The organism is Haloglomus irregulare, assembly GCF_007421925.1.
Taxonomy (GTDB): domain Archaea; phylum Halobacteriota; class Halobacteria; order Halobacteriales; family Haloarculaceae; genus Haloglomus; species Haloglomus irregulare.
In genome coordinates, this window is sequence record NZ_QMDX01000007.1 from 17,741 (window position 1) to 39,372 (window position 21,632).

Annotated in this window: 18 protein-coding genes and 3 pseudogenes; 9 read left to right on the forward strand and 12 right to left on the reverse strand. The window is 57.3% G+C overall.

What is annotated here, in order from left to right; translation table 11 throughout:
* Window positions 1-337 precede the first annotated feature (337 nt).
* Window positions 338-766 carry a type II toxin-antitoxin system VapC family toxin gene (locus tag DP107_RS11720; RefSeq protein WP_144262350.1) on the reverse strand — a complete coding sequence of 143 codons (429 nt, stop codon included), beginning with the start codon at window positions 764-766 and terminating at the stop codon, window positions 338-340.
* Window positions 767-774: 8 nt separating this feature from the next.
* Window positions 775-1,104, reverse strand: a complete 330-nt coding sequence (locus tag DP107_RS20790; protein WP_238330867.1) for a hypothetical protein — start codon at window positions 1,102-1,104, stop codon at window positions 775-777.
* A 252-nt stretch (window positions 1,105-1,356) separates the two neighbouring features.
* On the opposite strand from DP107_RS20790, the gene DP107_RS11725 reads away from it, so the two are divergent.
* Window positions 1,357-2,619, forward strand: a complete 1,263-nt coding sequence (locus DP107_RS11725; protein WP_144262351.1) for an IS4 family transposase — start codon at window positions 1,357-1,359, stop codon at window positions 2,617-2,619.
* Window positions 2,620-2,684: 65 nt separating this feature from the next.
* Here DP107_RS11725 and DP107_RS11730 read toward each other — a convergent pair whose 3' ends face one another.
* Window positions 2,685-3,161, reverse strand: coding sequence for a hypothetical protein (locus DP107_RS11730; RefSeq protein ID WP_144262352.1), 477 nt, complete (start codon window positions 3,159-3,161; stop codon window positions 2,685-2,687).
* A 98-nt stretch (window positions 3,162-3,259) separates the two neighbouring features.
* On the opposite strand from DP107_RS11730, the gene DP107_RS11735 reads away from it, so the two are divergent.
* From DP107_RS11735 to DP107_RS11750, 4 genes and pseudogenes are all read left to right on the forward strand, one after another.
* Window positions 3,260-3,604: a hypothetical protein gene (locus DP107_RS11735; protein ID WP_144262353.1), complete on the forward strand. Its 345-nt coding sequence runs from the start codon at window positions 3,260-3,262 to the stop codon at window positions 3,602-3,604.
* A complete protein-coding gene (locus tag DP107_RS11740) occupies window positions 3,601-3,999 on the forward strand; it encodes a hypothetical protein (protein WP_144262354.1) in 399 nt (132 codons plus the stop codon). Before DP107_RS11735 ends, DP107_RS11740 begins: the two co-directional genes overlap by 4 nt.
* A 180-nt stretch (window positions 4,000-4,179) precedes the next feature.
* Window positions 4,180-4,869: pseudogene (locus DP107_RS11745) on the forward strand (TSCPD domain-containing protein); the annotation flags it as partial.
* Between the two features lie 177 nt (window positions 4,870-5,046).
* Complete coding sequence (locus DP107_RS11750) at window positions 5,047-6,297, forward strand: RNA-guided endonuclease InsQ/TnpB family protein (RefSeq protein ID WP_144262355.1); 1,251 nt, start codon at window positions 5,047-5,049, stop codon at window positions 6,295-6,297.
* A gap of 41 nt (window positions 6,298-6,338) precedes the next feature.
* Here DP107_RS11750 and DP107_RS11755 read toward each other — a convergent pair whose 3' ends face one another.
* Complete coding sequence (locus tag DP107_RS11755) at window positions 6,339-6,677, reverse strand: hypothetical protein (protein WP_144262356.1); 339 nt, start codon at window positions 6,675-6,677, stop codon at window positions 6,339-6,341.
* A gap of 61 nt (window positions 6,678-6,738) precedes the next feature.
* The gene (locus DP107_RS11760) at window positions 6,739-7,344 is read right to left on the reverse strand and encodes a hypothetical protein (RefSeq protein ID WP_144262357.1); all 606 of its coding nucleotides are present in this window, start codon (window positions 7,342-7,344) and stop codon (window positions 6,739-6,741) included.
* Between the two features lie 447 nt (window positions 7,345-7,791).
* Between DP107_RS11760 and DP107_RS21250 the strand changes: the two genes are divergently transcribed.
* Together DP107_RS21250 and DP107_RS11770 are read left to right on the forward strand one after the other, a co-directional pair.
* Window positions 7,792-8,289, forward strand: coding sequence for a hypothetical protein (locus DP107_RS21250; RefSeq protein ID WP_144262358.1), 498 nt, complete (start codon window positions 7,792-7,794; stop codon window positions 8,287-8,289).
* Window positions 8,290-8,710: 421 nt separating this feature from the next.
* Entirely contained in the window at window positions 8,711-9,535 is an 825-nt protein-coding gene (locus DP107_RS11770; RefSeq protein ID WP_144262359.1) for an IS5 family transposase, read from the forward strand.
* A 23-nt stretch (window positions 9,536-9,558) separates the two neighbouring features.
* Here DP107_RS11770 and DP107_RS11775 read toward each other — a convergent pair whose 3' ends face one another.
* Window positions 9,559-9,954 (reverse strand): hypothetical protein, encoded by a 396-nt coding sequence (locus DP107_RS11775; protein WP_144262360.1) that lies wholly within the window; start codon window positions 9,952-9,954, stop codon window positions 9,559-9,561.
* Between the two features lie 343 nt (window positions 9,955-10,297).
* Window positions 10,298-10,750 (reverse strand): annotated as a pseudogene (locus DP107_RS11780) (IS1595 family transposase); the annotation flags it as partial.
* On the opposite strand from DP107_RS11780, the pseudogene DP107_RS20800 reads away from it, so the two are divergent.
* Window positions 10,734-11,540: pseudogene (locus DP107_RS20800) on the forward strand (hypothetical protein); the annotation flags it as partial. The pseudogenes DP107_RS11780 and DP107_RS20800 overlap by 17 nt on opposite strands.
* A 75-nt stretch (window positions 11,541-11,615) precedes the next feature.
* On the opposite strand, the gene DP107_RS11790 reads toward DP107_RS20800, so the two are convergent.
* Window positions 11,616-12,284, reverse strand: coding sequence for a DUF7509 family protein (locus tag DP107_RS11790; protein WP_144262361.1), 669 nt, complete (start codon window positions 12,282-12,284; stop codon window positions 11,616-11,618).
* A 112-nt stretch (window positions 12,285-12,396) separates the two neighbouring features.
* Here DP107_RS11790 and DP107_RS11795 point away from each other — a divergent pair, with 112 nt between their 5' ends.
* Entirely contained in the window at window positions 12,397-12,789 is a 393-nt protein-coding gene (locus tag DP107_RS11795; protein ID WP_144262362.1) for a winged helix-turn-helix domain-containing protein, read from the forward strand.
* Between the two features lie 101 nt (window positions 12,790-12,890).
* Here DP107_RS11795 and DP107_RS11800 read toward each other — a convergent pair whose 3' ends face one another.
* The 4 genes from DP107_RS11800 to DP107_RS11815 form a co-directional block, all read right to left on the reverse strand.
* Window positions 12,891-13,331 carry a hypothetical protein gene (locus tag DP107_RS11800; RefSeq protein WP_185977283.1) on the reverse strand — a complete coding sequence of 147 codons (441 nt, stop codon included), beginning with the start codon at window positions 13,329-13,331 and terminating at the stop codon, window positions 12,891-12,893.
* A gap of 14 nt (window positions 13,332-13,345) precedes the next feature.
* Window positions 13,346-14,257 (reverse strand): ParA family protein, encoded by a 912-nt coding sequence (locus DP107_RS11805; protein WP_144262364.1) that lies wholly within the window; start codon window positions 14,255-14,257, stop codon window positions 13,346-13,348.
* Window positions 14,258-14,710: 453 nt separating this feature from the next.
* Window positions 14,711-16,306 carry a transposase gene (locus DP107_RS11810; RefSeq protein ID WP_238330868.1) on the reverse strand — a complete coding sequence of 532 codons (1,596 nt, stop codon included), beginning with the start codon at window positions 16,304-16,306 and terminating at the stop codon, window positions 14,711-14,713.
* Window positions 16,307-16,582: 276 nt separating this feature from the next.
* The coding region (locus tag DP107_RS11815) for an Ig-like domain-containing protein (protein ID WP_185977284.1) at window positions 16,583-21,632 on the reverse strand (5,050 nt) is incomplete at its 5' end.

Consider the following 21,632-nt stretch of genomic DNA (forward strand, 5'->3'; position numbering starts at 1 on the left):
CTCGTCGACGGCAGAAGCCATCGAATACGTCGTCGCAGATATCTGCTCTCATCTCGACGAGTGGAACCGCTTCGAGCCACCGGCACTCCCAGGACAAGCATGAGTGGCGATGAATCGCTTCTTGAATAGCTCCCGCCCGAGAAACTGCTTGACACTCGAAATACGCGGGTCATCACGCCCGCAATTAGAATGATGGAAGAGGCCACGACCGTTGAACGATACCTCGAGTACGAGCGGGCAAACCGTGACAGAGCGAGTATCATCCGCTATCTCACTGACTGAATCGACACAGGGATTGAATCACGGAAATGTCGCTGATTCGGTTAGCAGGTGAGAGCTATGGTGAGTGGGGGTTGTAGTCGGTGTCGAAGCGAGTGATATCGGTGAATCGGTCGAAATCGTCGTCGCAGGAGTAGATGTATTCTAGTTGTTCTCTGCGCATGTATGCGACGGCGATGGCGTCGGGGAATTCTAGTTCGGGGTGTTGCCGGAATAGAGCGCGTCCCCTCGTGAGATCTCCATCTGTTAGAGTGATGATTGCGAATTGTGGGTCATCAACGAGCGCGTTGAGAGTACGGAGAGATTCTTGATACCCGAGTTCGTTGTGAGTATGTTTAACGACCTCCTGAAGAAACACGTGCGGGACGTGCATTTTCGGGAGTTCGCCGCGGCTAGCCGCCTCAACCACAGCGTCGCCTTGAGCGTGGAGCTCGTCGTTACTGTTGCGAGAGGCGTAGAGTAGATTCGAGTCGATAACAGCTGGCATTCCGATTGTTACTCGCTATCTTCGCTCGCTTCAATGAGATCTACAGCGTTGGTTTTCGGGCCTCTGACAGGCTCAAGGTCTGTAAGAGATGGAGTTTCTTCTTCAGGTGTGGTACCCCACCACAGAGTTTGTTGGCCGGTGTCGCGGCGCTGAAGCTCGCCCTCCTCGAAAAGCTCGGTAAGGCGGCGTCGGGCCGTGGATTGGGAACACCCGAGGAGAATCCTGATGTCGGTTGTAGTGACTGTGGGGCTGTCCATGCTATGCACGGCTTTGAGCGTATCGTGTAGCGATGGCTCACGTTCATCCGGGATTGTGTCTGAAGGGTGTTCCCGGCTCATAGATGTAGTAATGTTTTTGCTGTGGGGTATTAAACCTCACCCTAGCACTTAGAGCGAGAGATCTAAGTTTATGCTTTGTCTGTCCCGGTAACGCTCTTAGGAAGCAGATTGTTGGTAGCGATGGCAAAGCTGGTCGGGCATCCGTCTTTAGTTAAGCGAGAAACCGCGTGATAGCGGCGGCTTATCGAGGCATCTTTCGGAAGGAATGAGGAAGTCCAGTCTGTACACGACAAGGACTCCTCATCTCGGATTATGTGTCGGCTCACTACACTGTTTCCCTCTGAGTTCCTCGAAGAGCACGCCGAGGAACTCGGCGTGGTCGAACGTGACCGCAAACTCCAGATCCCTGCCTTCGTCTGGACATTTGTGTTCGGTTTCGCCGCAGGCGAAAGCCGAACACTCGCCGGGTTCAGACGATCTTACAACTCAACTGCCGATGAGACAATCTCGCCCAGCGGGTTCTATCAGCGGTTGACGCCGACGCTTGCGGAGTACCTCCGCGACCTCGTCGAGCGCGGCCTTGACGAGGTCGCTGTTGACGCTGATATCGACCGATTTAGAGACGTGATGATCGCCGATGGGACGGTATTGCGGTTACATGAGTCTCTTTCAGATCAGTTCGAAGCCCGCCATGAGGAGCAGGCTGGAGCGAAGCTCCACCTGCTCCACAATGCCACAGAGCAGACGATCGAACGGATCGATACTGCTGACGAGAAAACACACGACAGCACCCTGTTCAAAACAGGGCCATGGCTTGAGAACCGCCTCATGCTGTTCGATCTCGCCTACTTCAAGTACCGCCGGTTTGCGCTGATCGACGAGAACGACGGCTACTTCGTGAGTCGGCTGAAGCAGAACCCGAACCCGGTGATTACGGCAGAATTACCGGAATGGCGCGGCCGCGCCATTCCCTTAGAGGGCAAGCAGCTCCGAGCTGTTCTCGACGATCTCGATCGAAAGTACATCGATGTAGAAGTCGAAGCAGAGTTCAAACGAGGGCCGTACAACGGGACACAGTCGCTAGATACGAAGCGATTTCGCGTCGTCGGCGTCCTCGTCGCGGACGCCGACGACTACCACCTGTACATGACGAATTTAGCGAGAAAAGAGTTCTTTCCGGCGGATTTAGCGGAGATCTACCGCTGTCGGTGGGAAGTTGAGTTGCTGTTCCGGGAGCTGAAGACGCAGTACGAACTGGACGAGTTCGACACGAGTGACGAACACGTGGTGAGGATCTTATTGTACGCAGCACTGCTGTCGCTGCTTGTAAGCCGTGATCTGTTGGATCTAGTCACTGAGCATGCGGATGATGAGCTTGTGTTTCCGACAGAGCGCTGGGCGGCGACCTTCCGGTCACACGCCCAGCTTTTGCTCCACGAACTCGGTGAGTTCCTCGGCTACTCACCACCGCCGCTGCTCGACCGGCTGATCGAAGACGCTCAAAAGATTCACAAGCAACGACCAATCTTACAAGAGGCGCTCGCTACCGCTACACAACCGAGGTGTGAGGCTTAACTAAAGACGGATGCGGGTGACTCTCTAGGATTCTCGTTTTCCGTTGGTTCCGTACGGTGATCTTGCTATTCTCTATCGGCTTTCCCCGCGTACTTCGAGGTCACCTTCCCGCGACTATCTCTGAAAACAGTGTAGCGATACGGACCATGGGGGCAACCATCGCATCCTGGCCCACACGGGAGCTTCCGTATCTGTACGTGTCCATATCGGGTCAGTTCATCCTTTGAGAGTTCCTTCATCTCGTCCGTACTCATTTCTTCGAGCTCTTCTTTCGCTGCACGCTGCTCCTCACGAGAGAGGTTCTGCGGTGGTTTCTTGTCTGCGACTTCACCCTCTCCGGCCGTCTCACTCGGAGATACCGGCCGTTCCTTGTGCTCGATAAGTTCTTCGCAGTAGTCGATGACTCGCTCTAGATCGTACACAGTCTGTACCTGCAGAGGCTCCCATACGCGCTTTGCCAGCCCTTCCGGGGGTGTAGGCATCTCTGCGCCCCTTTCTTCAGGGCTGGTGGGAGCGCCAGCGTCGGGGTCAGGTTCGGGCATGTATTATCCTACGCTACCTTCGTACTAATAATGTAACGTAGGGCCGGATCACCACTCCTCGTTTGTCGTCCCCCGCTTCGGTGGAGGGACTCATTCCGATGAACACTATCACGACCGCACAGCGCATCTCTACCAGCAGCGACATCGACGCCAGTATCGCCGCCACCCGCCGTGTGCAACACCTCACTGCTGTCGCCCGAGACGCTATTGACGACCCCCAAACGCTTGATAGGGATGCACTTGCGAAGGCCGTTGTTAAAGCACTCTACGACGCCCACCCACTCATCGGATTCGAGGACGCCCTCGAACTCGCTGTAATCGTCGAGACACCTCCTGTCGATTCGTCGACGGCAGAAGCCATCGAATACGTCGTCGCAGATATCTGCTCTCATCTCGATGCGTGGGACCGCCTCGAGCAACCGGCACTCCCCGGTCAAGGATGAGTGACGACGAATCGCTCCTCAAACAGCTCCCCCCCGAGAAGCTCCTCGATACGCGGAATACGCAGGTCATCACGCCCGCAATCGAGATGATGGTAGAAATCGAGACCGTTGAGCGATACCTCAAGCACGAGCGGGCGAACCGTGACCGAGCGGGCATCATCAGTTATCTCACCGAGCAAATCGACGCCATCGTCGAGGAAAACAGCGAGATCCCGCCCGGCGAACAGGAGCCGGAAGACGAACAGCAAGGAGACGAGATTTCCGCCGACGACGTCGAACCGGTCCTACCGGTGTCGCCACCGGAAGAGCTGGTTGCGCACATCCACGATCTTGAGGGTAAGTCAGGCAAGAAGATCGCTTCGTCTCCCGCGCCGCCCACGTGGGATGAGCTCTGACTCTCGTCTGTCACCCCCCGGTTTCCCGTAGGGATACGCACGTAGAACCGTTCTATCCAAAGATTTCTGCGTATGTGCTTAATCGCACTCCGTCCGTATCTCTGCCTAGTCGAACAGTGAGATTTGTCGGCTGCCGTCGGAACGAGGCATCATCAGACGACCCACAGATCGAACGCAGAAGATATCTTCATGAATCACAACCAAGTTGACAGCCAAGATCCAGCCGAAAGCGACTCCCAGTGTCCTGAGCAGCTGGCGAAAAAGCGACCACGTCCAGACGTTCTCACCGGAGTCACGCAGTGTATCCAAACCGGCCACGGCAAGCTCTACGTCACGATCAACGAAGACAGCGACGGTCGGCCGTTTGAGCTCTTCGCGAATATCGGGAGTTCCGGCGGATTCACCGCCTCCTTCACCGAGGCGCTCGCAAAAATAGTCTCAACCGGGCTCCGATCAAGTGTCGACCCCGAGGAGATCGCCAGTGAACTCCGAGGTATCCGCTCACCGAAGATTGAATGGCATAAAGGCGACAAGACGCAGTCCATTCCGGACGCCATCGGTCTCGCGATGACGCGATATCTTGAGGATGACCCCGATCTTGACTACCCTCATCAGCAGAATCTCGCAGAAGCAATCGGAGAAGACGCCACAGCCGAACACAAATCTGATGGCGGTACGATCACCGACCAGGAGGTTAGCCCGAACGTGGACGGTAACAGTCACGAAGGTGGGGAAGGTAACAAAGAAGACGCAACTGCTGCACTCCTCGAGGCTGGCGAATCTCCCGAATGTACAGACTGCGGGTCAATGTCCCTGTACTACTCGGAAGGATGTAAGACCTGCCGGGCCTGTGGCTGGTCAGAATGTTAGCATCATGAGCTAAACAGTCTGTCTCGCTAGTCCCACCCTATCTTTCTACAAGGAGAGAATCCCGGCGTTTACGCCGGGAGTGAATCCGACAACGCTGACACAATCCATCACGGACGGCAGGTTGGATATTCCACGCACATCCACACCATTAACTTAGTTTGTCTACATAGTCTATGTATGGCGATTAAGGCCACACGTACCTACGTTGGGTCCATCCAGAACCACCAACAGGTCTGTGATGGTCTTGATTCGCTCGGAGACTCCGCCTCGAAAATCTGGAACGTCGCACGATGGACAGCCGACCGTATCTGGGACGCAACCGGCGAGATCCCAAACGAGAGTGTGCTGAAACCGTATATGAAGAATCAGCCGTGCTGGAAAGACCTGAACGCACAATCCAGTCAGAAAGTCATCGAAGAACTTTCTGACGCTTTCCAGTCATGGTTCGATCTGCGACACAAGTTCGATGAGGCGAATCCGCCCGGCTACCGCAAACACGGCGACATCCGACCACGTTCCACGGTGACGTTCAAAGAAGACGGGTTCAAACACGACCCCGAGAACAACCGCGTCCGACTCTCGAAAGGCTCGAATCTGAAAGACCACTTCTCGGATTTCCTGCTCTGTGAGTACCAGACTCGGCCAGACGTTGATCTCTCGGAGGTCAACAGTGTCCAGAATGTTCGTGCCGTCTGGAACGGTGAGAGGTGGGAACTCCACTTCGTCTGTAAAGTCGAACTCGCAACGGCAGATTCGGCTGGCGACGGCGTGGCAGGCATCGACCTCGGCATCACAAACATCGCCACGGTCGCATTTCCCGATGAATACATTCTGTACCCCGGCAACTCGCTCAAAGAAGACAAACACTACTTCACCAGAGCTGAGTACGACACCGAGGGAGAGAGTGGCCCGTCAGAGCGGTCGATATGGGCGCGTCGGAAACTCTCCGAACGTGAGACACACTTCTACCACACGCTGACGGATGCCATCATCACAGAATGTGTCGAACGTGGTGTTGGCACGCTCGCGGTAAGCTGGCCTGAAGACGTCCGAGAGTCAAACTGGGGCAAGACCGGGAACAAGAAGCTCCACTCGTGGGCGTTCGACCGCATCTACCAGTACCTCGACTACAACGGCGAGATGCGGGGTGTTGAGGTATTGAAAGAAAACGAGTGGAACACCTCGAAAACGTGTTCACGATGTGGAGACGACACGAAATCGAACCGTGTCGAACGTGGCTTGTACGTCTGCTCGTCGTGCGAGTTGGTAGCCAACGCGGATTGTAACGGGGCGGAGAATATGCGTCAGAAGATAACTCCGAGTCCTCACGGTGAGGATAGGAGTAACGGCTGTGTGGCACAGCCATCGACATACCTGTTCGACCGCGAGAGCGGGACGTTTCACACGAGAGAACAGGTCGTGTCGTAGACCGGCAAATATCCCACCTGCGGGACGGGAAGCCTCGCGCTTTAGCGCGAGGAGGATGTCACCTCGGGTATGTTGCTCGTCCCCCGCTTGCTATCCGACGACGGCTTCGTCGCTTCTGCCTCCATCTCCGACTCGCCGAAGAGCCGTCGAATCGGGTGGCGCAGCGCTGCCAGCCGTCCAAGGTCCCCCTTCCGGTAGTTCACTCCCCACGTCCGCGTGTTTCCCTTCTTGTCGCGTCGGGCGACCACAATTTTCACCGGACCATACGGCACTTTGGCGATGGAGACCCAACTCCCACACAACTTCGTTCCTCGGAAATTCAGCGATGCCCCGCCCACCCAGTGTGAAACCTGCTGATCAGCGTTCCCCGAGTCGAACACCCTTTTGTGTCTTCCATGAACGTCTCAAATCTCTCGGGAAACTCACTCCCGATGTGGACGATCAGGTACTCCGAATTGCCCTGCTCAGTATCTTTTTCCACCATTCCAGAAAGATGTGATTTGACGGCGAGTGGAGAACGTTGATCCACGCCCGCCCACGCCCGTTTCCATGAAGCGAGATTGCGTCGATTTTCCTCCATCCCTCGGGTGAAATACCCTCATCGTAGTATCCCCGAAGAGGCGGAATCGCTTCGAGCGCGTGGGCTCGCAGATACTCCCTTGGGAACGGGATCTCCATCCTCACTTTGGGCCGTTCCGGCGGGTCCATCAATCGCTGTACACTCTCGGAGTAGCCATCGAGCCCCTCAACGATTGGCACGGCATGGGGCCAGGGTTGCGTTACACGATGTTCGACGAAGTTCATGTCGTGCCCTTCGAAATCCGACTGGTACGCCCAGAACACCGAGTACCCCGCCTTCAGGCAGTCCCGCAAAACTGAACCAATCTTCTTGCCGTCGTGCTTGTGCTGAATCTCGACGATGACGCCCTTCCCGAACGGATGCATCTCTTCAGAAAACGTCGCGACCACATCCGCAATTCGGTTAGTCCCCGGGATAGACTGCTCGTGATCAACAGTTGCTGACTCGAAGACCTCGCGGAGTTTCATCGCCGCGATGGTTTTGAGTTTGGCGTAGAGGTTTGATTCGCCAGAACACTCGGACCCTGAATGGTGCACAAAGTGCTTCGACACGAATCGCCCACTGTTGTAGTGTGATCGTCGGAGGAACAGCGGTCCTTCACACAGTGGACAGAGAATTTCATCGGAGCCATCAACATCTAACGAGATCACCCGGTCACCGTTCGGCCGCATCGCGAGGTATGGCATGGAGGGAATTGATAGCGAGGTGTTTGCGCGGGTAGTCGCTCGCGTCCTAATACGTGCGATGTCGATATGTAAGACTCGGCAGTTCAACCCTCAAAACCCCCGAAACCCCGCCTATTCGCCGCAGAGATCAGGACCCACCCGCCGATTTGTCGCCCCCGGCGGGTGTAGAGGGGCGGCGCTAGAGGCAACCCGTGGGCCGCGTACAGCATCTCGAAGCGCCGTCACCCCGTGGAGACCGATATCCCGATGGCAACAGCAGCATCCGATTCCAACCCAGCGGAAGTATTGAAACAGTCGCTTGAGAACGCCGCAATCCGACGTGAGGGCCGGGCGCAAACCCAGGAGATGGATGTCGCGCTGCTCCAACAGGGCGGCGTATATGAGGTCAGATCGGCGTCCGGGAGCGTCTACGAGGTCGACGCACTCCAACGAACCTGTACATGCCCTGATGACCCACCGGAAGGGGGGTGTAAACACTACAGACGCGTTCGTACTGACATTCGAGCAGGACTCGTGCCCCGACCAGACGGAAAACTTCCCGACGCCACTCAACCAACACTAGTCGACGAAGAGATAGATGCGATTCGATCGGCAGAGGCGATCCTGCTCAAGCAGCGCCTTCTCGATGCGCTCCTCACTCGTGAACTCGAACGCGCTCAGCTCGATCAGGAAATTCACGACCTCGAGTTTCTCGTCGAGGTTCTCTTAGAGATTGGCGATTCATGATGAGGCAGTCTCGACGAAAATACATTGGCCTCTCCAGCCACGAGAAGGGTGGACACGGGCAGCGCTACCGACGGTGTGGATCAGTCGACAGTCAGCAACAACGTGAGTCAGGCAGAGGGAAGGCTCAACTGACCTGCCTGGACTACGGCGCATTCCGTGGATGTCTACGCGTAGTGACCTGTACTACTCCAAAAGTACAGATCACAGGGGAAACACCCTCCAAGAAGTGCCCGAGTAACGCTACTAGCCCATAAGCGGGCTCGTTTCGTTACTCATCCGCGTAGACGTCCTGTCCGGGCGTCGTAGCCTGTCTCGTGGGGATATATCGACGTGATATATATCCTTTGTCGGCCTTGTTTAGACGTTTTGAAGGACAGCTAACTCGGTAAACTAACTGACCTCTGAGTCAGAACCGAGTTGTATGTCTTCTCGTCTCTCGCACTTCACAGATCGCCTCGTAACACTGGCAAAACGCGCAGTCTCTGACGAGCCTTCACCAGCAGTCAAGAAGGGTGATGGTGGCTACGCCGACTGGGTGATCGTTGCGATCCACGGCCTCCGCGAGTACCTTGACCTTCCGTACCGACGGCTCCTCGATGTGCTTCACGAAATGCAGGGAATCATCAAGAAGATGGGTCTCAAGCCGAGCGAGCTCCCGGACTTCACAACCGTCTGCGCACGGAAACAGCAGCTCAAGATGTCTGTCTGGAGAGTTCTTCTTCGGCTTTCCGCTGATCTTCACGATACCGGAGAAGTGCAGGCCATCGATGCAACTGGCTTTGACCGTCATTCAGCCAGCCACCACTACGCAAACCGGACAGACTACAGCTTCAAATCGGTGAAGACGACAGCGTTGGTAGACTGCGAAACCAGTATTATCTTGGATATTCACTGCTCGACGAGGCAGCCGCACGATACCCACGTCGGGCGGCAGGTACTCACACGAAATCTTAGCCACTTACAGACTGTTACCGCTGACAAAGGGTATGACTGGGACGATCTGCGTCAAGAACTTCGGGAGGCTGACATCCGACCAGTGATTAAACATCGAGAGTTCTCTCCACTTGATGTGGCTCACAATGCTCGGCATGACGATGACATCTATCACCGACGGTCAGTGGTGGAGTCCGTCTTTTTTGCACTTAAACAGCGGTATGGAGACACACTCCGGGCTCGAACGTGGTTTGGGGAGTTCCGAGAACTCGTTTTGAAAGCGGCGGTCAGAAATGTTGAAGTCGCTGTCTAACAGTTCAACCCAGATGTTAGTATTTAGGTTGTAATTGACCGCTGACTCCCTCCTATTGTTGCTCTCTGTATACCATGTATGTATGCTGCGACAACGATGGCGATGAGGCTGAACGTACCAAGAACGCGAACAACTGGGATTTCAGCTAACGGAGGCACATCTGCTTGAAGAACAATCTCAGCTACCGCTCCAATCACGACGAGGCCGAGCACACCAGCCCATAACCACATTGTTGCATATCTAAGTTTATTGAGATTGGCAGTTTTTACAGCGTGACCGAGGAGAATAGCACCGGTGATAAGTGGTACAATAAGAAGCAACCGAGCAGAGTTTACCACTAAGATACCAGCACCGAGAGAGGCTGCGGTAAAATACACAAAAGCCGTGACGGTCAGACGGATTGAGGGGAGGGCACTCATAGAGAATGGTCAGTCGCACAAATAGTTAATAATTTCCTCGGTTGCCACACCGCAAATCAAGTGAGCGCATTATATGTCGAACTATTAAATTGTGCTCTGTTGAATAGCGGTGATTGGGTGGAGAAGATAGATATGAATCGACTCGTCAGCTGATGACCCGCGTGGTCTCGAAGCCGGTGTCGATAGACCGGTGCTCAACAACCGCTATTCAACACAGCATTAAATTGAACTAGAACAGTACGTATCTAGCGTCTAAACAAGGCCCCTTTGTCTAAATCGACAGCCCACAGGAGGGTCGAAAGGAGATCAACATGCTACGCTCTTGTGTAGCACATTGTTGATTTCAGAGAGTGGCCTCGACGGCATGTTTGAGCGCTTCTCGTCCGGGTTTGCGGTAGAGTTCTCCTCTGAGTCGGAACGCTCAGAGATACTGTGCAAGGCGGTCTTTTGAGATGCCTCGATGCGGCGAGAGCCACCGTCGCGCCAGCGACGCGTGGCTCTCGCACGTGTTCACATAAACCGTGTCGTCGGCGTACTCACCGTCTCCGTGAACGACGTATTCGCGGTCGAATTGCTCGTCTTCTGTAAGCGGATCGTACGCACGAAATCCGTCTGTGTAGACGGTGAGAGGCTCCTGCTGGCGGTCCGCCAGCAGGGGCCGGATCGTTGATTCGTCTGCGGATTTCGCTGGCACGACGTACCGCTGCTCGGTGCCGCGATCCACGAGGACGAACACGGGCGGTTTGTCTTGTTCATACGTTCCGCGCCCGCGTCGGGCGAGGCCGCGAGAGCGCGACCAGTTCGAAACGCTCTATCGGCGCGTTCAGGATGCGAGTGGTGGCTTTGAGCTTGACCGACTTCCGCCGGATGCCGAACCCTATGCTTCCGTGCTAACGCTTCATCCACAATTCGAGATTGACGAGGACGCTGGGATCCTCGTTGAAGCGGACGCCCCGACTGCCACCCAGGTGATTGGTGAGGGCCCTACCGAGACTGACGATAGAACTGAGCCGGATGTCGGCGTCTATGCTGATGCGCTCCTGTTGATCGATGAATTAGAACGACACGATCCGGCCAGCATGGACTCCCTGGATACGGAGACACTCATCGACCTTTACACGCTACTCTCGGACGTGCAACGTGGCGCGAACGACCTTCGGAAAGACATCGCCGATACCCTCCTTGATTGAGTCCATCACGACCAGCCAGTTCATGCCCAGTACGGCTCCGTCCAACGAACTTCGCGCCGATCGAAGTCACTGAAGGACGACACAGAGATCCTCGCTGCGTTGGAGGACGCCGGTATCGATCGGGATCGTGTACTCGGCGTAGACCCGGACAAGGTTGATGACGCGCTTGACGTGACTGACCTCCACGAGCAGGACGTCTACGACATCGACGAGCGGGCGTACGTCAGGAAAGCCGACGTCAACGAGGACGTGAAAGAGACGCGATTGCAGGGATTGAAGGACCGACTCGCGGCCACTGAAGCCGAGGAGGCAGACGTACTCCGAAGTGAGATCGAAGACTTGGAAGATCGAATCGACGAACTCACCAGCTTTCGCACTGGCTCCGAGGTGCAATAAGAATGGGTATCGCTGTCGGGTGACTCTCGCAGCAGATCCGGCGACGTAGTCTTCCCGGGCTGATCGCGAGTCCGATCAGTCCAGACGGTCGAGCGATCCATAGAGCTCCTCGTTCTGAATGTGGGTACAGAACTGTGCACAGAGCCGACAGCAGTCCGCGGCATCGGTGAACGTCCGAACACTGGCGTCCCAGCGCGCGTGGACGGCGCCAAGCATCGCACTTCGAACCGATGGTTCGGTTGCGACCATAACCCGTCGTGCACGCGTAGGTGGCGTTGCATCGGCTGCCGGCCCCTGCATTCCAGCTGTTGATAGAATATCCTCGAGGACGCTCCCGATCTCGATCCCGACACCGAGATTATCGCCGACCTGTGGAGCGATGAAGACCGTTGCATTACTCGCCTTCGCAAAGGCGATACTCTGTGTGGCGGCATCCATCTCGTCGAGCGGAATCCCGACGTCGATTGCGAGAAATGCGTTAAACCCGCGGTCGCGGAGGCAGTCCCGCGTCTCTTGGAGGAGCCGCAAGACCTCGTCTTCGGCGTACTCGCCGCTAGTCTCGTCCCACGTCGCAAATGACGGGGCATCGGTTTCGACATCGGCGTCCGCCGGCAGCAGCGCGTTCACGTCGAATGTCCGGTATGGCCCCATCAGATAGACGAGAAACTGTTCCCGCTGGACTGGGGCGAGCGCATCTGAATCACCGGCGGCACGGGGGAGATTGTCGATAATCCGTTGCCGCATTCAACTCGTCGGTTCGAAACGTTAGTACATAAATATCGGTGCTTTCAGGAACATTCTAGTCGAGAACGACTAAGTACGTGGCGTCCCAACGTAGGACCTGAGGCCCCCCCAAATGTCCGAAACCGATCGCCAACCAACGGAGGAGGTTCGCCAGCCGGAGCCGCCGCTTCCCGAGGACAGCGGGCTGACGCTTGAGGAATATCTCGCTATGCAACAGGCGATCGGCCACCCGACGCGGTTCCGAATCCTCCGCACGCTCGTCGCCAACGACGAACTGAGTGCTGCCGATCTCAAGGCCACGGTCGATGTCGAATCCCACAATTTTCACTACCACCTTGACGAACTGGTTGATGTCGGGCTTGTCGACAAGCGCCAGCGACGGACCGCCGACAGCCAGGGCTTCTATACGTACTATCGGCCGACCGCAATGGGCCGCGGCATCCTTGAGCACGGTGTCGAGGAACTGATGCGCCGTGAACGCGAGTTCAACGACGCTTATTCGTAGGCCGTCGTAGGATTCTCTGCCCCGATCGGTGATCCAGTTACCCTCTCGGATATCGGTGCCGGAAAATCCTCACATCATTCGAGATTCTGTGAATCAGTGATTCACTGATCGACGTCTTCCTTGGCGAGTTCGCGAATCTTCTCCTTCGTTTCCTCCTGGTGCTCGCCGAACGCTACCTCGAAAACACCGCGGTAGAAGTGCTTGTTTTTTTCCAGTGTGATGCCCTCGCGTTTGAGCTGCTTTTTCAGGCGAGTAAACGTGATCTCGATGTCCTCGCTTTGCTCCGGTTCAACGTATATCGTGGCTGAATCCCAATCTTCGCGGATGTTCAGTGGTTCGTCATCTGTCTCTCCTGCCTCACTGGTCGACGAATCAGTATCGGTCGTGGATGCGGTTCTCTGCTGATCTGATCGATCCTCGGTTGCTGCCGCAGTTTCACGACCCTGTTCTTCCGATTCCTCCGACGTCTCTGTGGCCTCCTCGTCTGCGACCGCGTCCTCCTCATCCACCTCGTCTGAGGGATCCTCGAACCGCTCGTCCATTCCCCGGGGCATTCTTACGCCTCCACCTGCGTTTTGTCAAACGCTCGTTCCATCGTCTCTGCAACTTCTAGGAAGAGGTCCCGCTCTACTTGCTGGTCGTTCGCGTCTTCCCATCCGAAAATATCTCGTCCGTTGTCCCACGCACGTTGGATTGCTACTCGCATTGGGAGTTTGAAAATCGGTGCCATCGACGCGAAGGACTCGTCGAAGGAGCTGAGGAATTTTTGTGACTGTCCGTCGTCCCGATACATGTTCGCCAAGAGTCCAACGATTGCGATCTCGATCTGCTGATTGTCCTCGATGGACTCCAGCTGGTCCCACAGGTCGTCAAGTGCATCCCGTGACGTTGCTTGGGTCTGTGCAGCCAGGAAGACGTTCTGAGCCGCGATGAAGGCCGCGTCTGTCAGGACTGAGAGGTCGGGAGGGCAATCGACTAGGATAAAATCGTAGCTGTACCCGTCGTCAACCATCTCTTCGAGGGCGAGCTTCAGCGAGAGACGGGCATTCGCATCGTCCATCCAATCTCGAGCAAGGCCCATGTCCTTGTGACTGGGAATCAAGTCGAAGTTCAGGTGCTCGTACTCATCGGCTTCGATCACGATTTCTGAAAGGCTAGTATCGTGCGTGCGCGGATTGTCGACGAGTACGTCGAGCAGGTTCTCGTCATCGGTGACTAGTGTGTTGGGGAGTTCGTTCTTCGGGCTCGATGGATCGTTGTCGTCGCCCGGACCCAGTCCAAGCCCTTTCGTCATATCGGCTTGTGGGTCCATATCGATTGCAAGAACATCGTGGTCGCGAGTGGCCAGCGCCGCGGCACTGTTGATCGTCGCCGTTGTCTTTCCCGTCCCGCCTTTCTGGTTGCCGAAGGCGATCGTGGGGATGCCAGTCGATGGTGTGACGCCCCATCCACGAGGTGATTCGGTCATAGTTCGATCATTGAATCACTGACTCATAAATCCATGTCAGACACTCAGTTGTATCTGTTTCAATGCGATTCTGTCGGATATTGGTGTTTGAGGGGCTGAGAGTTATGATCATCTCTTTTTCGAGCACTGTCTTTGAATCATTGACTCACAGATTCAATGATTCACAATGTCAGAATTTCACTGATTTATTGATTCAATAATCTCGTGATGCGGGTCTGGTGTCCCTGAGTCCTCAATTCAATGCTTCAGGCACTCACTGATTCAGTGACTCAATGAATCTCTGAGTCGGTGAATTGACTCTCTCCATGATGGCAAATGACGCTATAGATCATGGACTCTTTGATTCTTAACTTACAGAAATCAATACTTCATTGAATCTGTGACTCTGTGACTCATTGATTTAGTCACCAACCGAGGACAGACATTTGGAATGGCTCGACAGATGGGTTGATGTTACGTTCTCTCTCCGAAGGCTGCGTTAAGTTGGTCTCGCATGAATTCTCGTCGGACTCGGCGAGCACGCGAGTCAGACAGGTAGTTTTGCATCACTACCCGAGGATCGCTACTACCTTGCTCTGCAGCGATTTCGTCAACACCTTCGAGAACGCCTCCGAGGACTGCTGTATAGGTATCGTACCAGAATCGACGACAGAGCTGTGGACTCGGTCGTTCACCCTCGATCCGCGGGGGGAGATCTGCTTCCATTGCAAGATTTTCGTGCCACTCGTTCTTGCCCAGATGGAGCTTCCGGTCGGTTTCATACCGGTCTTGGTCCCGCTGGAGTAATCGCTTGGCTTGGGCTTTCTCGCTGGTCTGCATCCGCTTGGGCACGACATACGACAAGCCACGCTGGCTGAGCATCTCCAAGACGTGCTGGCTGTCGAACTCCCGGTCCATCAAGACGTTATCGACGTGGACGAGGTCCTCTGCCGAGTTCAGCAAGTCCTCGACGATCTCCTTGCGTGACTCGCCTTTCCGTACCGGGCGGGCATCAAGAACGAGTGGGACAGCGTTGCCGACTAGCTGGACCGTTGCCCACTGGTAGGCGTACTCGTCGCTCTTCTCCTTCGTTCCGATTATTTCGTCCTCGCGGCCGGTGCGGTCACCGGTAAAGGGGTCGTCCTCGGTGATGTCGATCGCGACGATTCCGGCTCGAAAGAACTGCTCTGTCTCCGAAACTTCGTTTAGAAGCCGAGTAATGGCCTGCTGGTACATCGCTCGCACCTGTTCAATCGAGAAATCGCGAATCTGCTCGCGATGGGCGTGACCCAACGGTGTCCGCTCTCGAGTCGACTCGTAGGCGAAGCTACGAGCGCCCTCGTTAGCAGCCAGCCGCTCGCGAAGCCCCAGATACGTCTGTAAGTCCCAGTAGGCGTTCTCGTGGATCTCACACCCGTTGCCACGGTCCAACGAAAACGCCGGGAAAACGATACGGCTGACGTGGTCGGTGGCCTGCTCTGCCTGCTTCAACGTAGTTTGATCATCCGGGTCTGACTCACCAGACTCGTTCCCGTGATATCGGAGCTTTCGTTCCGGCTCACGCGGAACCGCGACACCCGCATTCTGGGCTTTGATCAGGATCGTTCGAGCCGCCGTCTCGACAGTCTCTCTGAGGTCAGCGGTGAACCGCTCGTGCCAGCTTCGCCACAGTGTCGATTGGTACGGGATCGTCTCGAAACCAAGTTGCTCGCAGAGTTCAGGGCGGTTCCCGAGGTAGCCGACGAGTGCGGTTTCGTGCTCCCACCCGTGGCATTCTTTCAGGACGAACACCCGGAAGAGAGTGGCCATCCGGTAGCGTGTCGACCCCGCATACCGGTCGTGGGCGCTGAACCGGACGGAGGCTATCCGGAGAACACAGACGAACTCCTCAATGGAGTCGTGACTATCGTGATCGACCCACGTCTCCGAGACTGTCCGGATATCTGATTCCAGTCCAGCGAGCGACGTTCGATCGTACAGCGGTGTCGAATCGTACGCTGGCCAGTCGATATGGGGACGCTGTGCAACTCGTCGATAGACAGCGCGTCGAGAGTCACGAGTTGGTGGCACTACGAGATACTAGATTCACCACACTCAAGACTCAGTTTGTGGTGATACAGACCAGAGGTGGACTGTTATCCTCCCCGATCGCCTCTCGTGGTTAAGCGACACTGACTAGACCGAAGACAGTCCACACCGCGCCAGATTGGTGACGATGTCGGCCTCCCCGTCTGTGTCTGCCGTGACCGTCGCAGGAGCGTCCGCCGTGTCGCCACGTCGATACCACCCTCGTTGGCGGGTCGCCAGAAGCCCTGGTTCGACAGCAGGTCTTATCATGGACTCAAGTTACGACCGCCGCCGGAAGAAGACGATCACGATCAGGAACGCACCGATCAGCACAAGAACGCCGAATCCAGGGCCACTTGCGTCGGTCGTCGTCTCCCTTGTTCCGTTGGCACTTGCTGTCTGGCTTGAGTTGTCTGTGGCGACGGTGGTCTGTTGTGTGGTCTCCTGCTCTGCTGGTGTTGGCTCGGTTAGCGTCTGGTCTGCTGATGTCGACTCAGCCGGCGTCTCGTCCGACTGAACCGAGACGGCCCCGGCAGACACAGTGCCGACCGTCAGCGTGTACTCGCCGGGGTCCGATGGCGTGAACGAGAGCGATACAGTCCGCGATGAATTCGGAGCGAGGTCGACATCGCTAGTGGCGACGACTGTCCCGTTAGCTCGTAACTCGGCCGTGTAAGTCCCAGCCGCACCGCCAAGGTTGCGGACGGTCGCGTTGACGGTGACTGCCTCGGAGGTGGTGAGCGTCTCCGACCGGCTGCTGGCACGTATGACCTCGAACGCTGGCTGTGCCGAGGCGATTGTGAACAGCGACAGCCCGGGCGATGTCCCCTCGAAGACATAGTGGGTGGAGTTCTCACCGATTTCGTCGGTCGGGAGGCGCGTCCACCCGTCTGTTCCGTTGCGATACAGCGCCACACCACTCGGGTCGACATTGCTTTGATTCAGGGCATCTTTCCGGATGCGGAAGCGGAACGTGACGCTATCGATGTCTGAGTCGGGGTTGGTGTGGGTCACTTCGACGTAGCCCAGCGGGGACAAGCCTGTCTCGATCAAAAATGTCCGAGGGTCTGTGCTGGCGCGGTCGCCGTCGGTTGCTCCCTGCGGATCGGACACGTCTGTTGTGTCCGTCCCAGTGTCGTCGGACTCGGTCGCGCGCTCGCTGGTATCGATGTTAGTGTCCCACACGCGCACCGAGATATCGAACTCGCGGGATCCGCTCTCTGTCGGGGTGATCGACAGACTCTCGACGGAGACTGTATTCTCATCCTCGCCTTCGCTGTCGTCGTTCCCGCCACTCTCGTCCTCGTCATCGGTCCCATCGGCGTCGGTCGCGCTGAGGTCGAGCGTAATTGGGCTGTCATCGTCGGACCCATCAATCGTGAACGAGATGCTACCGTCATCAGACCTGGTACCGCTGACGACGGTCTCGGTCCCGACGCTGGAATCGTTGGCAGTGGACTGATCCCCGGCAGTGTCGGTGGAGCCGCTACTCCCACTACTACTGCCACCATCGCTGCCAGCCGATTCAACGGTGACTTCGACAGTGCCCGTGTCGGTATTGCCTGCGGCGTCTGTGACGGTCAGCTCGACGGTGTAGGTACCTGGGCTATCGAAGGTGTGACTCGTCGTCTGCCCGGTCGCGGTCGTCCCGTCGTCGTCAAAGTCCCAGTCGTAGCTGACGATGCCGACGTTGTCCGTCGAGCCAGTCCCGTCGAAACTCACTGACTGTCCTTCGTCGATGGTCGTGTCCGGCCCAGCGCTTGCGGTTGGCAGTGTCGAGTCAGTAGTCGTGAAGCTCAAGGTGGTGTCGTCGCTGATGCCACCGAAGTCGTTCAGAGACGAGGCGGTGTCAGTGAGTGCACCTGTATCAATCCGGACGGCGTATTCCGTGTCTGACGCGAAGTTGCTCGTGGGAGTGATCGTCAGCGTGCGTCCGGAGATCGAGACCGTTCCGTCACCGCTGCCAGTGTCGCTGCTCACGTCGAAGGCCTCCCAGTCACTGAAGCCGCCGTCGTCCTCCCGCAGCGTGATACTCCCGGACCCAAAGGCGATGTCCTCGCTGAACGTGATGGTGATGTCGGTGCTCTCGGTAACGTCAGTGGCGTCGTCGGCTGGCGTACTCGACGTGAGGGTGGGCGCGATGTCGTCGGTGACGCTGACGGTGACTGCTTTCTGGTAGGTCCCCCCGCTGCCGTCGTCGGCTTCGAGACGAACGTCGTAGTCCCCCGCGGCGAGCGCGCTGGCGTCGTCCGCACGCAGGTCACCACTGTCGATGTTGAACTCGGCATTGTCGCCGTCACCGCTGCCGCCCACCAGCGAGAACGTGTGACTGCTGTCGTCTGCGTCCGTGGCCGAGAGGCTCCCGATCACCGCGTCGGTGCCACCGGACTGGGCGACGGTGGTGCTGGTGAGGCTGATGGCCGTCGGCGCGTCGTTGACACCAGTGATGCTGACAGTGACCGTTCCCTGCGCGGTGTCGTCGTCGCTATCGGCGACCGTGTAGGTGAACGTATCCGTCGTGGAATCGCCACTGTCGAATGACTCGTACTGACCGTTCGGGTCGTAAGTCCAGCTCCCATCGCTGTCGACGGTGACGGTCGCGCCGGAGCCGAGCGTGACTGGGGTCCCGTCGCTGAAACTGGTGCCGTCGATACTGTCGAACGACAGCGTGTCGCCGGCGTCGGGATCGCTCGCCAGTTCCAGCAGGTCGGCGCTGTCGACGTCGGCCACCGAGACGGTGCTGTCCTCGTCGGTGCTCTGTGAACTGTCGTCGGGTGCGGTCGGGACTTCGTCCACGTCGGTCACGTCGACGGTAACGGTCTGTGTGTTCGTGTTCTCCACGCCGTCGTCGGCCTGCACGTCGACCACGTAGTCGTTGCTGGTGTCCGCGTCGGTCGGGTTCTCGAAGTCAGGCGCGCTCGAAAATGACAGTGCGCCCGTGTTCGAGTCGATACTGAACGCCGACTGGTCAGCACCGCCGACCAGCGAGTACGTGACACCCGTATCGGTGCCGCTCCCATCGTCGGCGTTCACATCGATGACGCTCGTTTTGTCTTCGGCCACCGATGGATTGGCTCCCGATGAGAACGTCGGTGCGCTGGTGTCTATCGTGATGTCGAACGTCTCGGTCGCCGAGGTGTCTTCGCCACCGTTCGATGTCCCGCCGTCGTCGACGACCTGGACATCGACGGTCGCAGTTCCCTCCACGCCGTCGGCCGGCGTGTACGTGAGGTCGCCGTCGTTGCTGATGTCCGGTTGTGTGGCGAACAGCGTGTTGTCGTCGTTCGTGACGGTGAAATCGCTGATACTCTGGCTCTCGCCGCCGCCAGGATCGAACCCGGTTGCGAAGTCGATCACCGTCTGCTCGGCGGTGTTGGCGTTCGTGGTCTGGTCGCTCCCGATGGTGATAGAGGGCGCGTCGTTCACGCTGTCGACGGTGACGCTCACCGTGTTACTACTGGTGGCTGCCACCGCGGTCGAATCGTCACTCGTCGTGTCGTAGGTCCGTCTCGTCGCTCCACTGGTGAACGTGGTACTGCCGGAGTCATCGACCGCGTAGACGGTGAGTGCCCCGGGGTTTCCGTTGTAGTCCGTTGCTGGGTCGAACCGTAGGTCCGTCGTCGCGGAGAGCAGAAGGCCGGCGCTGTCCGAGAGGCTGCCGTCGTCAACGTCGTACCACGTCGAGCCACCGTCGGTAGAGTACTGCCAGGTTCCCTCGCTTGCGGTTGCGGCGTCGTTCGTTGCGACGATGCCGGCGAGGCTGTCACCGTCCGGATCGGAGAACTCACCGCTGAACAGTTCGTTACTGTCGATTCGACTGCCACCGTTGTTCGAGGGGTCCTCGTCGATACTCGGGAGCGATTTGCTGGCTGCGAACGACGGCGCGTCGTTGACAGCCTTGACGGTCACGTCGACGGTAATGGTGTCGGTCGAGAGGCCCGGGAGAGTATCGGCTATCGTCACGTCGAAAGAGTCCATCGAGTTGAAATCGGCGTCAGGCCTGTACGTCGGCGAGGTATCGAGCGTGTGCGGACTCGCAGTGCCCGAGATGTCGAGAGTTTCCCCATCGATGCCGGTGAGGGCTCCGTTACTGGGCGCACTGTCGACCGACCAGGTCAGCGTGTCACTCGACGAAGTGTCTCTCACTCCCAGCGCGCTCGTCAGGTCTGCCGAGCCGTCCTCGTCGATGGTGAGGTCGGTCGACGATCCCTGTGTGAAACTCGGGTCGGTATCGGCTGTCTTGAAGTTGTAGGTGGTACGATCGGAAAAGCCGGCATAGTTGTTGCCGTAGTTGTCGTCGATGGCCGTCCCGTCGACCTCGATATGGTAGTTCGTATCTGCCTGTAGATTGCTCCTCGGACTGACGGTAACGGTGCTGCCCGAGACAGTCACGTCGGTGGCAACGTCCAGCGTCTGGGTGCTGGAGCCGTCATCGTCGTCGACAATCTTGATGTTGCCGCTCCCGAGTGTTACGCTCTCGTCGAATTCGAGGGCGAGGTCCTCGCTCGGGATGTGGTCTGTCGCGTCGTCGGCTGGATCGCTGGAGCCAGCCTGGAACGACGGCACAATGTCGTCGTTGACGTTAATGGTCACGTCCTGTGTGGCGCTCTGGCTACCCTCGCTGGCCTCGACGGTTACGGTGAAACTGGCCTGCTGGGACTCGTCGATGTCGTCGACATCGTTGACCGTGATCTGGCCAGTACTGCTGTCGATGGCGAAGGCGCTGCCGCCGCCGCCCGAGACGTCGTCGTTGCCGGCCGTCAGCGCGTAGCTCACACCGGTATCGACTGGAGAATTGCCGTTCACGTTGACGTTGGCGTCGATATCGACCACGTTCGTGCTACCACTGGATGATTCGGCGACCGTCTGGGAGCCGACACTGGCGAAGGATGGTGTCTCGTCGACATCCGTGATATCGATATCGATGTTCTGTGTGGAACTCTGGCCGCCTTCGGAGGCTTTGACCGTCACGGTCCGAGTGGCCGACACCTCGTGGTCGAGTTGTGTGGCGTCAGCGATGGTGAGCAGGCCACTACTGTCGATAGCGAAGGCACCGTCACCGTTCCCGCTGTCGAACTGATAGGTGTCGATTCCCTCGTCGGCACTGCCACCGACGTTGGCGTCGACATCGAGAACGGTGGTGGTATCTCCGTCGTCTTCTGCGATGCTCGGGGATGTGCCGGACGTGAACGTCGGACTCTCGTCGACATCGTTGACGTTAATGGTGATGTCCTGTGTATCACTCTGACCGCCCTCGCTGGCCTCGACAGTGACGGTGCGACTCGTGGACTGCTCGTAGTCGATCTTGCTGGCGTCGTTGACGGTGACC

Excerpts from the sequence above, each read along its gene's own strand:
- DP107_RS11720 (WP_144262350.1), bottom strand. The coding sequence starts at position 766 with ATGCCAGCTGTTATCGACTCGAATCTACTCTACGCCTCTCGCAACAGT.
- DP107_RS20790 (WP_238330867.1), bottom strand. The coding sequence starts at position 1,104 with ATGAGCCGGGAACACCCTTCAGACACAATCCCGGATGAACGTGAGCCA.
- DP107_RS11725 (WP_144262351.1), top strand. The coding sequence starts at position 1,357 with ATGTGTCGGCTCACTACACTGTTTCCCTCTGAGTTCCTCGAAGAGCAC.
- DP107_RS11730 (WP_144262352.1), bottom strand. The coding sequence starts at position 3,161 with ATGCCCGAACCTGACCCCGACGCTGGCGCTCCCACCAGCCCTGAAGAA.
- DP107_RS11735 (WP_144262353.1), top strand. The coding sequence starts at position 3,260 with ATGAACACTATCACGACCGCACAGCGCATCTCTACCAGCAGCGACATC.
- DP107_RS11740 (WP_144262354.1), top strand. The coding sequence starts at position 3,601 with ATGAGTGACGACGAATCGCTCCTCAAACAGCTCCCCCCCGAGAAGCTC.
- DP107_RS11750 (WP_144262355.1), top strand. The coding sequence starts at position 5,047 with ATGGCGATTAAGGCCACACGTACCTACGTTGGGTCCATCCAGAACCAC.
- DP107_RS11760 (WP_144262357.1), bottom strand. The coding sequence starts at position 7,344 with ATGAAACTCCGCGAGGTCTTCGAGTCAGCAACTGTTGATCACGAGCAG.
- DP107_RS11770 (WP_144262359.1), top strand. The coding sequence starts at position 8,711 with ATGTCTTCTCGTCTCTCGCACTTCACAGATCGCCTCGTAACACTGGCA.
- DP107_RS11775 (WP_144262360.1), bottom strand. The coding sequence starts at position 9,954 with ATGAGTGCCCTCCCCTCAATCCGTCTGACCGTCACGGCTTTTGTGTAT.
- DP107_RS11790 (WP_144262361.1), bottom strand. The coding sequence starts at position 12,284 with ATGCGGCAACGGATTATCGACAATCTCCCCCGTGCCGCCGGTGATTCA.
- DP107_RS11795 (WP_144262362.1), top strand. The coding sequence starts at position 12,397 with ATGTCCGAAACCGATCGCCAACCAACGGAGGAGGTTCGCCAGCCGGAG.
- DP107_RS11800 (WP_185977283.1), bottom strand. The coding sequence starts at position 13,331 with ATGGACGAGCGGTTCGAGGATCCCTCAGACGAGGTGGATGAGGAGGAC.
- DP107_RS11805 (WP_144262364.1), bottom strand. The coding sequence starts at position 14,257 with ATGACCGAATCACCTCGTGGATGGGGCGTCACACCATCGACTGGCATC.